This window comes from Salinimicrobium sp. WS361 (genome assembly GCF_050750585.1).
Taxonomy (GTDB): domain Bacteria; phylum Bacteroidota; class Bacteroidia; order Flavobacteriales; family Flavobacteriaceae; genus Salinimicrobium.
This window is the reverse complement of record NZ_JBOJLM010000004.1, coordinates 213,590-227,974: the sequence shown is the minus strand read 5'-3', so window position 1 is coordinate 227,974 and position 14,385 is coordinate 213,590. Positions and strand designations below refer to the sequence as shown.

Below are 14,385 nucleotides of genomic sequence, written 5' to 3'. Positions count from 1 at the left end.
GGCCAAAAGTAATGAATTGAATTGAACGTCTTCTCTAAAAAAGATACCTTTGTATAAAAATACAGAAAGCCGATGTCTAGAATTCTCACCGGAGTACAGAGTACCGGTACTCCTCACCTGGGGAACATCTTAGGAGCTATTATTCCCGCCGTGGAAATGGCCAACGACCCAAAGAACGATTCATTTTTATTTATAGCAAACCTGCATACTTTAACACAGATTAAAGACCCAAAGGTGTTAAGGGAGAATACCCTCTCTACCGCAGCTACCTGGCTGGCTTTTGGTCTTGATGTTGAGAAAACTGTTTTTTACAGGCAGAGCGATATCCCACAGGTTACAGAACTCACCTGGTACCTCAACTGCTTTTTCCCATACCAACGCCTCACCCTGGCTCACTCTTTTAAAGATAAAGCCGACAGACTGGAAGATGTTAATGCCGGATTATTCGATTATCCTATTTTAATGGCAGCAGATATTCTTTTGTATGATGCTGAAATTGTTCCGGTAGGGAAAGATCAACTACAACACCTGGAAATGACCAGGGATGTGGCTTCGAGATTTCATGCAAAAATGGGAGACACTTTTGTAATGCCCGATGCACGCGTTTCTGAAGAAACAATGTACGTACCCGGTACCGATGGGGAAAAGATGAGCAAATCTAAAGGCAATATCATCAACCTGTTTTTACCCGATAAGCAGCTTCGGAAGCAAATCATGGCGATACAAACCGATAGTACTCCCCTTGAAGAACCCAAAGACACCGAATCTGACAATGTATTCAACATCTACAAACTGGTAGCATCTAAAGAAGAGACTGCCGAGATGAAGAAGAAATATGAAGCAGGAGGTTTTGGATACGGGCATGCCAAACAGGCACTTTACGACCTGTTGATCACCCGATTTGAAAAGGAACGTGCCCAGTACAATTTCTACATGCAGAACCCGGACAAAGTGGAAGAAGCTCTTGCTGTAGGTGCAGAAAAAGCCCGAAAGGTAGCCGATGATGTATTGATACGGGTAAGACAAAAATTAGGTTACTAAACCGCCTCAAAAAGTTTACCTGGCAAAGGCTTTACCACGCCTTTGAGTTCCATATTGAGCAAAAGTGTAGCTGCTTTAAAGGTTGGGATACTGCAGTTGAGCGCGATAAGATCGAGCTGTTCTTTTCCCCTGTCTTTTAAGTAGCCGTAGAGAGCCTGCTCATCTTCTTCCAGCTCTACAAAAAGCTGTTTTTGAACAGCTTTTACAGGGGTTTGAGGATGCCAGTTGAGCATATAAATGAGATCAGCCGCACTGGTCATTACGTGGGCCTGCTGAGATTTGATAAGCATATTACAGCCTTTGCTTTGAAGATCGGTAGGCCTGCCGGGAACTGCAAAAACTTCCCGGCTATAAGAGTTTGCAATATCGGCAGTGACCAGAGATCCGCCTTTTTCGGCGCTTTCAATGACCACAGTAGCCTCGCTCATTCCGGCGATAATGCGGTTTCTCTTCAAGAAATTATTCCGGTCAAAGGTATCTGTACTCCAGAAATCGGTTAAAAAACCACCGTTGTTTTCTACTCCGGCCACATACTTTTGATGAACCGCAGGGTACATATTATTTAGCCCGTGGGCAAGACAGCCAACGGTTTGTAGATTGTGTTTAATGGCTGCCCGTTGTGCCGCAATGTCTATTCCGTAAGCAAAACCTGAAACGATCACCGGATTAAGGGGCGCGAGCTCTTCTATGAACCTTTCACAAAAAGAGATTCCGTGGGTAGTTGCCTTACGCGTACCCACTATACTAAGAATCTTCCTGTTGACAAGTTGAATATTTCCTCTTTCAAAAAGCAGGATAGGTCCGTCAAGGCAGTGTTTTAATCTTTCGGGGTAATCGCTGTTCTCGTAGTAAAGTGTTTTAACTTTGTTGCGTAAAATAAATTCCAGCTCTTTTTCGGCAGCTTTAAGATTTTCAGATGAAAAAAGGTAGCTGAGCTTGGTATTTCCTATCCCGTCAATTTTGAGCAAAGCGGCCTTTTTTTCCTTAAAAACAGCCTCGGCAGATCCAGTGTGGCGGATGAGTTTTTTGGCTGAAACATCTCCCAGATTTGGAACGTGCTGCAGAGCCAAAACATACTGTAAATCAGAATCTTTCATAGCCAAATTAAAGCCTGAAAAGTAGCAGAAAAAATTGTTAATAAAATATAGATAGCCTGTTTTTTCAGAAAATAAAAATCTTTACATTTGTTTCAATGGCAATAGCAAATTACATCCACGATCTTCTATACCGATATGAATGTGTAATCCTTCCGGGGTTTGGTGCTTTTATTACGCAACAACATTCCGCAGGCATTCATCCTTCTAGCGGGGAATTTTTTCCTCCCAGAAAAACAGTTTCTTTTAACCGCCAGCTCGTTAAGAATGATGGCCTGTTGGCTAATTATATTATGGAAGCTGAAAAGGTATCGTACAATAATGCTCTTGAACAGATAGAGCAATTTGTACAGGATTTGGAGCTTGTTCTGGAAAAGAACAAGACAGTGAATTTTCAGAATGTAGGTTCTTTTTCTATAACTGAAGGAGAGAAACTACAATTTGAACCTGCTGCCCAGATGAACTTCATGAAAGAAGCATTTGGCCTTGATTCCTTTAAGAGAAATGCTGTTTCCCGTGAAGTGTACAAACAACAGGCACAGGAAATTGAAGAAAAAGCACCTGTCGCATTTACGCCTGAAAGAAGGGCAAACCGCTGGTTAAAATATGCCGCTGTAGGTCTTGTTGCTATTGGACTTAGTGGAGCTGCCGGCCTGAATATTTACAGTGATCAGGTAAATGAGCACAATATTGCCGAACAACAAAAAGCCGCTTCTCAGCTGGAAAACAAAATTCAGCAAGCCACTTTTATAATTGACAATCCGCTTCCTGCTGTTACTTTAAAAGTCTCTAAACAAACCGGAAACTATCATATAGTAACCGGAGCCTTTAGAGAAGCCGAAAATGCTGCCAAAGCTGTAGAGGAACTTAAAGCCCAGGGATTCAAAGCCCGCCAAATTGGTGAAAATAGATTTGGCCTGCACCAGGTGATCTCCAGTAGTCATGAAACCCGCAGGGAAGCTACCAATGAGCTTTACCGGGTGAAAAAGAACAATCCTGGCGCGTGGTTACTTGTTGAGGAGCTGTAACTTCCTGTTACAATTACCAAAATCCAAACATCATAATCAGAGAAAAGTTCTCTTTTTGAAAGTGCAAATCTAAAGAGCGCAGTTTCTATTTGGATTATTCAACTCTAATTCTAAAAAAGAGACTGCAAACTACTTGCTGCCAGCTGATCTTTTTTTAATATCAGCTTAACGGCATTTAGAATAAAGCATGTTAACTTTGCCGAAAATTTTAAAAAATGCAAGCCAGAACTCCAGAAGATTCTAAAACCACTCTTACAGACCTTGTTTTACCAAGCGAAACCAACCCCTTAAACAACCTTTTTGGAGGGGAATTGCTTGCGCGGATGGATCGTGCAGCCAGCATCGCCGCAAGACGCCATAGCCGCAGAATTGTGGTTACTGCCTCTGTGAACCATGTGGCTTTCAACAAAGCTGTGCCTCTGGGAAGTGTCGTAACTGTGGAAGCAAAGGTTTCAAGAGCCTTTAAATCTTCTATGGAAATCTATATAGATGTGTGGGTAGAAGATCGCGAAAGCGGCCATCGCAGCAAAGCCAATGAGGCTATTTATACCTTTGTGGCTGTAGATGAAACAGGACATCCTGTAGCCGTCCCTCCATTGGAACCTGAAACTGAACTGGAAAAGCAACGTTTTGAAGCCGCTTTGAGACGTAAACAACTAAGCCTTGTGCTGGCAGGGAAAATGAAACCTGGAGAAGCTACAGAACTTAAGGCATTATTCGTAAATTCTTAGAAGGTGGTTCGGATGTAAAATCCGTGCTGAAAACCGGCCACTATTTTATATTCAGGCTTTAGCTCATGAAATATGTCGCTCCTCCGGAGCTCAACTTAAGGATTCTTATCTCTCTATAACTATAAATATACCGCTCCTCCGGAGCTTGTAGATGTCTTCTTTATAGCTCTATATTCCCATAATTAGTCTTGGTTCCTGGCTCCTGGCTCTTATTTTCCAAAACTGAACACTGATCACTGCAAACTTGACTCTTGCTTTTTGATCCTATTCTCTAATAAAATCTACATCTGGTAGACCCACTCTTCGGGGTTAAGCTTTTGGTTGTTCTTGTACATTACAAAGTACAGCGTTGTTCTACCGTCGGTCTTGTTAATTGCGATACTTCCAAGATCCTGGCCAAGTGCCACCTGCTGACCCTTGCGCACATCAACAGAATCAAGGTGGTTGTAAATGGTGATATAATCTCCGTGTCTTACCATAACCATGAGGCTGGATCCTTTAACGGCAATAATTTCACTTACCGTGCCGCCAAAAACAGCCCTGGCCTTTGAGTTAGGATCTGTCGCTATTCTCACACCGTTACTGTTCATGGTAGCGGTCTTTACAATAGGGTGAGGTTGGGTTCCAAAACGGAGCACCACAGTACCTGTTCTTACCGGCCATGGAAGTTTACCTTTGTTCTTTTCAAAATCGGCAGCAAGAGCTTTGGCCTCGGGAGTAAGTTTAAAGACACTTCTCGAAGTAGAACCTTCTGCCTTGTTGTTTGCTGCAATGGCTTCCTCGATAATTCTCTCTATCTCCCGGTCTATCGCATTTATTTCCTGCTGTTTCTTTTTGAGTTGAGAAGCAAACTGACCTTCTTTTTTACGAACTTCAGCAATTAGGGACTGCTGTTCTTTTCTACTGTCTTCCAGCAATGCACGGGTCTTTCGGTTTTCAACAATTAGCCTGTCCTTTGTCTTCTTTTGTTCTGCCAGGCTTTGGTTGAGCTTTTGAAGTTCTTCGGTGCGCAGCTGGATCTCTTCTCCCTGCTGATGCCGGTAATTGGCATATTGCTTCATGTACTGAAGCCTCTTGTAGGCCTGCAGAAAGTTTTCCGAAGAAAGCAGGAACATAATTCTGCTTTGTTGCGACTTACTCTTATAGGATTTCCGGATCATTTTACTATAATCCTCCTTAAGCTGCTCGAGTTCTTTACGAAGAGTGCCAATCCGGTTTTGGTTGGTATTGATCTCTCGTGTAAGTAAATTGGCCTGTTGATTCGTCACCCGAATCAACTTTTCGGTACTGCGAATTTGTTGATCGAGGTCTTCCACCTCGGTGAGTATAGATTTTTCTTTCTTTAGGTTTGAAGTCCGTAAAGAATTGATCCTTTTGATCTCATGCTGCAAATCCAGCCTTCGTTGCTCCAGCTCTTCCCGCTTGTTTTCCTGAGAAAAGCCGTGAAGGCTTGACAATAAAAATCCTGCAAAAAAGACATGCCGTAATAGAACCTTTATCTTCATTCTATGCTAATTTCTTCGTAGCCCGAAGGTATTGAAAAAGGAAAAGAAACAGGAACATTGAACTCAATGTTTCTAAAGGTCATATCTATACGGGTATTTTGGGTGCCTTCTGTAGCTATTATCTTGATTTGCAACGGGAAAAGCTGCCGGTCAATCTTTTGATATTCCGGGTAAGTAACAGTTACGCTCCTGTTGCCCTGCTCCTGCCCCAGTTGTTGTGCCAGGGCCTTAAAGTTTCCGGCGTCAAGAAGGAACATTCGCTTCAGGAAATTTTCCTGTTCAGGTTGCAACTGGTAGCCTCTTGAAGATTCCGTCAATTTATACCTTTCTTCCCTAAGGTCATAAATGGTTTGGCCCAATAAAAGATTCTGAACCTTTTCATAATCCAGCGGAGTTCCCAGCAGGTCACTTAATAGGCTGAAATCTCCATCAAAATAAGTCTTTGTGATTTTCTCATAGAACTGCACCGAATTTGGAGTGATCAAAACCTTAGCCAGCGGAATGCCCAGCAACTGCCCGCTCATCCAGATGGTATCATTCTTTTTCATCCTGAAATTCACTGTAACGCTCTGGCTTCGCTCTTCTGTCTGGTAATCGAGACTAAGCCTGCCCTGCAGGGTATTGAAGTCAACTTCTCTGTTGTAGTGCTGGTCAACAACAGCAGCAACAGCAGCATCTTCGGGGGCTACAGTCCCCATTTTTGCTTTACGGGCGCCGCCGCAGGATGAGAACAGGATTAAGGAAATAAGAACTACGGGAATTAATTGTTTACAGGTCATTCAGTATTAATTTTCTAATTTTTCAGCTTTTTTTAGAGCTTCTGCAGCTTTTTCAGCTTTGTTAAGGCCTTTATATGTTATAGCGAGTTGACGGTGAAATTCCCGTTCAGTTTCGGCATCATCAATGAGGTAATCCAGGCCTGTAAGAAGCATTTCTTCTGCTTTTTGATATTCCTTCAAGCCGTTAAGAGCATTTCCCTGCATGAGAAACAACCACGCCTGGGTGGGAAAAATTTCAAGACCTTTTTCAGTGAGTAATTTCACCTCTTCAAAATGCCCTTTTTCAGCCTCCAGTTTTATGACATTTCGATACAAATTAAAATCATCCATGTCATTTTCAAGAGCAGTTTTAAAATAATTTAATGCCAGCTCCTTCTTTCCTTTTTCAATGAAGAAAGTGCCAAGTTGCTTATAGACCTTCAGGTTATTTTCTTTTTCTGAAAAAGTCTCTACCAGTTGTATCAAATCTTCTTCCAAAGAAGGATTTTCGGTCACATAAATTAAAAAATCATTGAGCGCCTGATACTTTGTGACTTCATCTATCTGGTCACTGTTAAGCAGAATTTCCATTGAGTTGACGGCCTTTTCAGCTTTATTATCGGCAATATAGAATTTGTAAAGGGCAAGGTGCACGAGCTGGGAACCAGGATTTATTTCCAACAGTTCCCTTGCAGTTGCAAAAGCTTCTTCTTCCTGCCCGTTTTCGCTGTAAACAAAGATCAGGTTGAGATAATCCTGCTCGTTTTTAGGGTTCTCTTCAATATTTTCCTCTAAATCGCTTATCTGCGCCTCCACGTTGTTGGTACGGGCATAAACCTGCCGCCTCAAACTTTCCCGGTAGGTGCTGGAACCTTTTACCTGGTCGAGCGAATCGAGAAGCCCAAGGGCCGCATCGTATTTTTCAGTCTGAATGTACAGGTTCACCAGGTCTTCTGAAAAAGCAGTATTCAACCGGGCCAGATCTCTTACCACCGGCAGTGCCTTTTTGAATTCCCTGCCCTCGAAGTAAGTGGTGTAAAGCTCCGCGAGCATTCCCTCATTTTCAGGCACTGCTTTTCGACCTTTTTCCAGATACACCGCAGCCTGGGAATATTGGCCCAGCGCATTATAGTTTTTACCCAGCTCAAGATACACTACAGGTTCATCGGGCTTTAACGCCAGACTTTGCACCAGCTCATCTATCGCCTTTTCATGGTTTTCTATTGCCTTTTGCTTTAGCGCCTCAAAAAAATGCTCCTGAAAGGCATCTGTTACATTTCCCAGGTCATCCTGGGCCATTTCTACCACCGGTTTCTCCTGTGCATAGGAAATACTACCCAGCTGTAGCAGGGTCAAAAATGGTATTATGTAAAGCCTTTTTTTCATGCATTTTTTAATGCTGCAAAGCGCTACTCCAGCACAGAGTAATCACCGATACTAATTTCGGTAAATTCACCATTGAACCTGGCAAAATTACCTATCATGGCGTTATTGAGATCTGCATTCTCTACTTCAGCAAAGGTTTGGATCAAACTGTTTTTAATGGTCGAGTTGCTTATTTTAGTTCCGTTTCCAATAGAAACATTGGGACCTATTTTGGCATTTTTGAGCACCACGTTCTCACCAATGAAGCAGGGTTCAATAATTTCTGAATTTTCTATTTCTACGTTTGAAGCTACCAGCTTTTCCCCATCTTCCTGAAGGAATTTAAGCATCCTGGTGTTGGTCTCTACAGTCACCTGCTTGTTACCACAATCCATCCATTCATCAACCTTCCCCGGAACGAATCTCGCGCCTTTCTGCTTCATCGCCTCTATCCCGTCATTGATCTGGTACTCCCCACCGCGAATAATGTTATTATCAAGCACTCCCTGCAGTTCGTTCTTAAGAACCGCTACATCCTTGAAGTAATAAATTCCGATTACAGCAAGGTCTGACACATATTCTGAAGGTTTTTCAACAAGATCAGTGATCTCCCGCTTCTCGTTTAACTGCACTACGCCGTATGCTGAAGGATTTTCTACCTGTTTTACCCATATCACCGCATCGGCTTCTTTATCTAACGTAAAATCGGCTTTAAAAAGTGTATCGGCATAAGCAATCACTGCGGGGCCTTCTAAAGAATCTTTGGCACACATAATAGCGTGCCCGGTGCCAAGAGGTTTATCCTGATAGTAAATGGTGCCCTTTGCGCCCAGGGTCTCTGCAATTTTCTTTAAGTCGGTTTCAACTTTTTCACCAAAATCTTCTCCAATGATAAAGGCAATTTCATCGATCTTTTCATCGAGAACTTTTGCGATATCTTCAACCAGCCTGTGAACAATGGGTTTACCGGCAATGGGAATTAAAGGTTTTGGAACTGTTAAGGTATGTGGACGAAGCCGCGACCCGCGACCCGCCATGGGAACTATGATTTTCATTTTTTTAGTATTGAGTAGTGAGTAGTGAGATCTTAGGTTAAGATTCTTACTTACTAATGAATTTGTTCTTGATTTATTGTTTGTTGTTCCTTGCACAGCTTTTGAGATCCTGATCACTGTTAATTATTTACTGATCAAAACTGCCTACTGAACACGGAGCACTGCGTACTAGACCCCTGTGCTTCCGAAGCCGCCGCTGCCACGTGATGTTTCTTCGAGGGTGTCAACTTCTTTCCAGGTGATGTGTTCGTGACGGGAGATCACCATCTGTGCAATGCGCTCCCCATCGTTTATCGTGAATTCTTCATTAGAAAGGTTCACCAGGATCACCCCAATTTCCCCCCGATAATCGGCGTCAATTGTGCCGGGAGAATTTAGTACCGTAATGCCTTTTTTGGCAGCCAACCCGCTGCGTGGGCGCACCTGGGCTTCGTGGCCTACTGGAAGTTCAATGAAAAGCCCTGTTTTGACAATAGCCCGGGCTAGGGGTGCCAGGGTAACAGGTTCAGAAATATTGGCCCGCAGGTCCATTCCTGCAGATGATCCGGTTTCATAGGCCGGTAATTCGTGCTTTGATTTGTTGATTATCTTTACGTTCATGCTTTGTTAGTTTTCTTCGGAAGCAGTTCAAATTATGACTTCTTCAAAAGCTGTTTTAACTGATCCTTTTCAGCGTAATAAATAAGGGCAAAAAAGATAAGGATTAATATACTTCCGAAGTAATAATTATTTCTAAAAAGGTAGAAATAGATCCCCGAAAAAGCGAGGGAAATGAGCAGGTAGCCACCAATTCGCTTCAGGTCATAAGGAATGGGATAATATTTTCTTCCGAAGTAAAAAGAGAGCAACATCATGCTGCCATAGGCCACCATGGTCGCAACGGCCGACCCCACATAACTGTAATACGGAATAAGCCAGAAGTTAAGTATCAATGTGACTGCGGCTCCAAAAAGGGAGATATAGCCGGCAAATTTTGTGCGGTCGCTCACCTTATACCAAACCGAAAGATTGTGGTAAATACCCAGGAAAAAGTTGGCGGCCAGGATCATTGGTACCACCACCATGGCGTCCCAGTATGAGGAATCTCTAATGAGCAGCAATTTTAAAAGGTCAGAAAAAATGGTGACCAGCACCAGGATGAGGGCGCCAAAAATGACAAAATATTTGGTGATTGTGGCGTAGGTTTGTGGCGCATTCTTTTCTTTGGCATGGCTAAAGAAAAACGGTTCTATCCCCAACCTGAAAGCCGTGGCAAAAAGGGTCATAAACAGGGCAAGCCGGTAACAGGCAGCATAGGCACCAACTTCAGACTTTGCAATATCCTGAGGCAACAGCCAGCCGAGCAGGATCTTATCAAACACTTCATTAATGACAAAACCTATCCCCGCAATTAAAATTGGGGTGCCGTAGTTGAGCATTTTTTTCCAAAGACTGCTGTTAAAAGTATATGGCAGTTTAAAATAAAATGGCAACATGACCAGGAGCGTTAGCCCACTGGCAACAAGATTGGCAATGAAAATATAGGCAATTTCGAAATTGGGGATGTACAGGGTCTCAAAAATGGCATTTTTGGATGCTAATTCTGGCAAATAGACAATGAAAAAGATATTGAGCCCGAGGTTTACCGCGACATTTCCAATCTTGATTGCAGCAAAAACACCTGGCCTTTCGGTGGCTCTAAGCCAGGCAAAAGGTATGGTCGCCAGAGCATCGAGTGCCAAAATCAGGATCACGTAGAGCACGTAATGAGAGGCAATGGCCGTAGCAAAGGAAATTTCTTCCATAAAGAGGAAACCCAGCAGTAGAAATATGCAGGTAGAACCTATTAATGAAAGTGCAGAGGTGGCTGTGACCTCTTTACGGAATTCTTCCTGATGAAAAAACCTGAAAAATGAGGTTTCCATCCCATAAGCGAGCAGCACGTTAAACACTGCCATCCAGGAAAAGACTATAGCTACTTCTCCAAAACCTTCGGTAGGAAGGTAAGCAGAATACAGCGGCAACAACAGGAATGATAGCATCCTGGGTACCACTGTAGCAACACCATAAACGACGGTTTGTTTAAATAGCTTCTGAAAGAGCGCCAATAGTTTTTGCTTGAGAATTCCTCACAAATGTACTATTAATGCTGAATGTTTTTAGGGTTTTTTAGACGCACTTCCCCGCTGTCTTTTTTCTGAATATTTTTTATCCTGAAGAATTTCTCCTTTCCTTTCCGGGTATAGTGCACTACTGCCTCACCTTCGGCAAGTTCGAAAGGTATTTTTTCAATCATTTTTGGAACTTCGTTACCAAACTCCTTTTTTGGATCTTTATGCATAACAAAGTCCTTCGTTGCGCCGGAATTTTCAAAGCGTGCGACGTAAAGGTCGGGGTTGGAAGGCTCTATTTCAAGTATACTTTTTTTTCCGCGGAAGTAAACGGTATCCATCTTAATCTCTGAATTTGCCGCCACCGGAATGAACAGATTAAATCCTGAACCTGCGCCCCTCACGCCACCTGTCCAGGTAGTGTAAAAAGCTTCTCCCACAGCTTTGGGCGGCTCCTCCTGCAATTGTTTGCCATTCGCACAGTTACTAAAGCTCATAAGAATTAAAAGTGCCGAAAAAGAGAAAAAAAATGGTTTCATGGTGCGAATTGTTTAGTGTTCTGGCGATAGTACTTCAATTTTAGTACCAATTAAAAACAAAAAACTCCATGCCTGTCGACATGGAGTTATAAAAATCTGAAATTCAGCTATATATTTATTCAAAGCTTCAGTTTTGGCTAATTTGACTTCGCTATCGCTACGTCGAAATGTCGCCGGCTGAATCTTTATTTATTTAAAGATTCAGGATTGGCTAATTTGACTTCGCTATCGCTACGTCCAATTGTCGCCAGCTGAATCTTTATTTATTCAAAGATTCAGGATTGGCTAATTTGACTTCGCTATCGCTACGTCCAATTGTCGCCAGCTGAATCTTTATTTATTCAAAGCTTCAGCTCCACCAACAATTTCAAGAATTTCGTTGGTGATAGAAGCCTGTCTTGCTTTGTTGTAAGATAACTTAAGGGAATCTCTAAGTTCCTGAGCATTATCTGTAGCCTTGTGCATTGCGGTCATACGAGCACCGTGTTCTGAAGCAAAAGAGTCACGCAGGGCTTTGTAGACCTGCATTTTAAGAGATTTTGGAATAAGTTCCATCACGATCTCCTCTTTTGAAGGTTCAAAAATGTAATCTAAGGTCACATTTTCATCTTTTTCAACAGGTACGATAGGTAAAAACTGTTCTACCTGCACGTCTTGCGTAGCGGCATTTATAAACTGGTTGTACACCAAAACGATTCGGTCGAACTGGCCTTCTACAAAAAGGGTCATTAATTCTTTGGCAAGAGCTTCAGCATTCTCAAAACTAAGGTCGTCATAAATAGCCGTCTCGGTTTTGTAGATGTTGTGGGTCTTTTTCTGAATATCATTTGCCTTCTTTCCTATGCTGTAGAATTCTACGCTCTTATCGCTGTAATCACGATTTGCAACATATTTTGATGCTTTTACGATATTGGAATTAAAAGCACCTGCCAATCCACGATTCGAGGAAATTGCTACCATAAGCACCTTGTTCACCTCACGTTGCTCGGCGTATTTGCTCGATTTGTCACTGTCTAGCGTCGCGCTGAGAGATTGAAGTAGTTCAGAAAGTTTTTCTGAATAAGGACGCATAGCGGTTATGGCATCCTGCGCCTTGCTCAACTTTGCAGCCGATACCATTTTCATGGCACTGGTGATCTGCATGGTTGAAGACACCGAAGTTATCCTGCTTCTTAATTCTTTTAAATTGGCCATTCTTTTTAGTTATGAGTTAGGAGTTGAGAGTTATGAGTTTTTTATTATTGAAACTATAATTCTTATCAACTCTTCACACTTAGCAATTAAAATTTTGCAATCAATATCCGAAGTTGCCTCTATTAGCTCTAACCAATATTTGGTTTCATCGGCCTCTTTTAAAGCAATACCGAATTTGTTTTTAAAATCTTTTGTGCTTACTCCCCTTTGTGCTTCCCTAACATTGGCTCCAATACTAGTTCCACTTTCTAAAAGCTGGGAAGCCAGCTCAAATTCATTTCGTTTTTTCAAGGACCGGGTGAAGAGAACGATGTCACAAGCAAACTGGAAACTTTTAATCCGAACCGGGCTATTTTCCAATTTGCTCATAACTCAAGACTCTTAACTCTGCACTTGCATACTACTTTTTATATTTAGCTGAAATCTCCTTAGCTACGTTTGTAAGCGTGTCGGTGATTTCATCTGTATATTTACCTGCTTTTAGTTGATCAAGTACATCTCTGTGCTTGGCATCAAGATATTCCAGGTAATCTTTTTCAAATTCTTTTACTTTCTCTACAGGAACGTTTCTCAACAGGTTCTTGGAACCGGCAAAGATGATAGCGATTTGGTTCTCTACAGGATAAGGGTTGTTCTCGGCCTGTTTAAGGATCTCCACGTTACGCTTACCTTTTTCGATCACATTTAATGTTGCAGGATCAAGGTCAGACCCGAATTTGGCAAATGCTTCCAATTCACGGAACTGTGCCTGGTCAAGCTTAAGTGTACCGGCAACTTTCTTCATCGACTTGATCTGCGCGGCACCACCTACACGAGATACAGAGATACCTACGTTAATCGCAGGACGCACCCCAGAGTTGAAAAGATCGGATGTTAAGAAGATCTGTCCATCGGTAATCGAGATCACGTTGGTTGGGATATACGCCGAAACGTCACCCGCCTGTGTCTCAATGAGCGGAAGTGCGGTAAGCGATCCTCCACCTTTTACTTTGTCTTTCAAAACATCAGGAAGATCGTTCATGTTCTTCGCGATACTATCATCAGCAATCACTTTTGCAGCACGCTCAAGCAATCTTGAGTGAAGGAAGAAAACGTCTCCAGGATATGCCTCACGCCCCGGTGGACGTCTTAGAAGCAAAGATACCTCACGGTAAGCAACAGCCTGCTTTGAAAGATCATCATAAACGATCAATGCAGGACGGCCTGTATCTCTAAAATACTCACCAATCGCAGCACCTGCAAATGGAGCATAAACCTGCATAGGAGCAGGATCTGATGCGTTTGCAGCTACGATAGTGGTATAGGCAAGAGCTCCTTTATCTTCAAGAGTCTTGGCAATACCTGCTACAGTAGAGGCTTTTTGCCCTACAGCAACATATATACAATAAACAGGTTCCCCTGCATCGTAAAATTCTTTTTGGTTTAGGATAGTATCGATAACCACTGTTGTCTTACCAGTTTGACGGTCACCAATTACAAGCTCCCGCTGTCCACGACCAATTGGTACCATGGCATCGATAGACTTGATTCCTGTTTGAAGCGGCTCGGTTACCGGCTGACGGTAAATTACCCCCGGTGCCTTACGCTCTAATGGCATTTGGAATGTCTCACCCTGTATTGGTCCTTTTCCATCGATAGGCTGCCCAAGCGTGTCTACAACACGTCCAACAATTCCTTCTCCCACATTGATAGAAGCAATACGCTGAGTTCTCTTAACGGTTGCTCCTTCTTTTACCTGTTTGTATGGACCTAATAGTACTACCCCAACATTGTCTTCTTCAAGGTTAAGTACAATTCCTTCCAATCCGCCTTCAAATTCAACTAACTCCCCGTATTGTGCATTGGAAAGTCCATAGACGTTAGCGATACCATCCCCAATATTGAGAACAGTACCAACTTCGTCAAGGGAAGCCTTAGCCTCAAACCCGGAAAGCTGTTTCTTTAATATTGCTGATACTTCAGCCGGATTAATTTCTGCCATAATT

At 42.6% G+C, this 14,385-nt stretch carries 14 protein-coding genes; 3 read left to right on the top strand and 11 right to left on the bottom strand.

Annotated elements, in window-relative coordinates; translation table 11 throughout:
• Positions 1-72 precede the first annotated feature (72 nt).
• Positions 73-1,041, top strand: a complete 969-nt coding sequence (gene trpS / locus ACQ93I_RS05740; RefSeq protein WP_431697594.1) for a tryptophan--tRNA ligase — start codon at positions 73-75, stop codon at positions 1,039-1,041.
• Here the strand turns inward: trpS and dprA are convergent.
• Positions 1,038-2,138 carry a DNA-processing protein DprA gene (gene dprA, locus ACQ93I_RS05735; RefSeq protein ID WP_431697593.1) on the bottom strand — a complete coding sequence of 367 codons (1,101 nt, stop codon included), beginning with the start codon at positions 2,136-2,138 and terminating at the stop codon, positions 1,038-1,040. The genes trpS and dprA overlap by 4 nt on opposite strands.
• 95 nt (positions 2,139-2,233) lie before the next feature.
• Here dprA and ACQ93I_RS05730 point away from each other — a divergent pair, with 95 nt between their 5' ends.
• Positions 2,234-3,163, top strand: coding sequence for an SPOR domain-containing protein (locus ACQ93I_RS05730; RefSeq protein ID WP_431697592.1), 930 nt, complete (start codon positions 2,234-2,236; stop codon positions 3,161-3,163).
• 215 nt (positions 3,164-3,378) lie between these two features.
• Complete coding sequence (locus ACQ93I_RS05725; protein WP_431697591.1) at positions 3,379-3,894, top strand: acyl-CoA thioesterase; 516 nt, start codon at positions 3,379-3,381, stop codon at positions 3,892-3,894.
• A gap of 281 nt (positions 3,895-4,175) precedes the next feature.
• On the opposite strand, the gene ACQ93I_RS05720 is transcribed toward ACQ93I_RS05725, so the two are convergent.
• From ACQ93I_RS05720 to atpA, 10 genes are all read right to left on the bottom strand, one after another.
• A complete protein-coding gene (locus ACQ93I_RS05720) occupies positions 4,176-5,399 on the bottom strand; it encodes a murein hydrolase activator EnvC family protein (protein WP_431697590.1) in 1,224 nt (407 codons plus the stop codon).
• A complete protein-coding gene (locus tag ACQ93I_RS05715) occupies positions 5,396-6,178 on the bottom strand; it encodes a DUF4292 domain-containing protein (RefSeq protein ID WP_431697589.1) in 783 nt (260 codons plus the stop codon). The genes ACQ93I_RS05720 and ACQ93I_RS05715 overlap by 4 nt, the downstream gene beginning before the upstream one ends.
• Positions 6,179-6,184: 6 nt before the next feature.
• A complete protein-coding gene (locus ACQ93I_RS05710) occupies positions 6,185-7,543 on the bottom strand; it encodes a tetratricopeptide repeat protein (RefSeq protein WP_431697588.1) in 1,359 nt (452 codons plus the stop codon).
• A 23-nt stretch (positions 7,544-7,566) separates the two neighbouring features.
• Positions 7,567-8,577 (bottom strand): sugar phosphate nucleotidyltransferase, encoded by a 1,011-nt coding sequence (locus ACQ93I_RS05705; RefSeq protein ID WP_431697587.1) that lies wholly within the window; start codon positions 8,575-8,577, stop codon positions 7,567-7,569.
• A gap of 168 nt (positions 8,578-8,745) precedes the next feature.
• A complete protein-coding gene (dut, locus tag ACQ93I_RS05700; protein WP_266070132.1) occupies positions 8,746-9,177 on the bottom strand; it encodes a dUTP diphosphatase in 432 nt (143 codons plus the stop codon).
• Positions 9,178-9,209: 32 nt separating this feature from the next.
• Entirely contained in the window at positions 9,210-10,664 is a 1,455-nt protein-coding gene (locus tag ACQ93I_RS05695) for an oligosaccharide flippase family protein (RefSeq protein ID WP_431697585.1), read from the bottom strand.
• A 35-nt stretch (positions 10,665-10,699) separates the two neighbouring features.
• Complete coding sequence (locus ACQ93I_RS05690) at positions 10,700-11,206, bottom strand: hypothetical protein (RefSeq protein ID WP_431697584.1); 507 nt, start codon at positions 11,204-11,206, stop codon at positions 10,700-10,702.
• Positions 11,207-11,539: 333 nt separating this feature from the next.
• Positions 11,540-12,400, bottom strand: coding sequence for an ATP synthase F1 subunit gamma (gene atpG / locus ACQ93I_RS05685; RefSeq protein WP_431697582.1), 861 nt, complete (start codon positions 12,398-12,400; stop codon positions 11,540-11,542).
• A 30-nt stretch (positions 12,401-12,430) separates the two neighbouring features.
• Positions 12,431-12,769, bottom strand: a complete 339-nt coding sequence (locus ACQ93I_RS05680) for a four helix bundle protein (protein WP_431697581.1) — start codon at positions 12,767-12,769, stop codon at positions 12,431-12,433.
• 31 nt (positions 12,770-12,800) lie between these two features.
• Positions 12,801-14,381 (bottom strand): F0F1 ATP synthase subunit alpha, encoded by a 1,581-nt coding sequence (atpA, locus tag ACQ93I_RS05675; RefSeq protein ID WP_431697580.1) that lies wholly within the window; start codon positions 14,379-14,381, stop codon positions 12,801-12,803.
• Positions 14,382-14,385 lie beyond the last annotated feature (4 nt).

Coding starts and splice junctions, on each gene's coding strand:
- ACQ93I_RS05720 (WP_431697590.1), bottom strand. CDS start 5,399: ATGAAGATAAAGGTTCTATTACGGCATGTCTTTTTTGCAGGATTTTTA.
- ACQ93I_RS05725 (WP_431697591.1), top strand. CDS start 3,379: ATGCAAGCCAGAACTCCAGAAGATTCTAAAACCACTCTTACAGACCTT.
- ACQ93I_RS05730 (WP_431697592.1), top strand. CDS start 2,234: ATGGCAATAGCAAATTACATCCACGATCTTCTATACCGATATGAATGT.
- ACQ93I_RS05710 (WP_431697588.1), bottom strand. CDS start 7,543: ATGAAAAAAAGGCTTTACATAATACCATTTTTGACCCTGCTACAGCTG.
- atpA (WP_431697580.1), bottom strand. CDS start 14,381: ATGGCAGAAATTAATCCGGCTGAAGTATCAGCAATATTAAAGAAACAG.
- trpS (WP_431697594.1), top strand. CDS start 73: ATGTCTAGAATTCTCACCGGAGTACAGAGTACCGGTACTCCTCACCTG.
- ACQ93I_RS05680 (WP_431697581.1), bottom strand. CDS start 12,769: ATGAGCAAATTGGAAAATAGCCCGGTTCGGATTAAAAGTTTCCAGTTT.
- ACQ93I_RS05715 (WP_431697589.1), bottom strand. CDS start 6,178: ATGACCTGTAAACAATTAATTCCCGTAGTTCTTATTTCCTTAATCCTG.
- ACQ93I_RS05705 (WP_431697587.1), bottom strand. CDS start 8,577: ATGAAAATCATAGTTCCCATGGCGGGTCGCGGGTCGCGGCTTCGTCCA.
- dprA (WP_431697593.1), bottom strand. CDS start 2,138: ATGAAAGATTCTGATTTACAGTATGTTTTGGCTCTGCAGCACGTTCCA.
- atpG (WP_431697582.1), bottom strand. CDS start 12,400: ATGGCCAATTTAAAAGAATTAAGAAGCAGGATAACTTCGGTGTCTTCA.
- ACQ93I_RS05690 (WP_431697584.1), bottom strand. CDS start 11,206: ATGAAACCATTTTTTTTCTCTTTTTCGGCACTTTTAATTCTTATGAGC.
- dut (WP_266070132.1), bottom strand. CDS start 9,177: ATGAACGTAAAGATAATCAACAAATCAAAGCACGAATTACCGGCCTAT.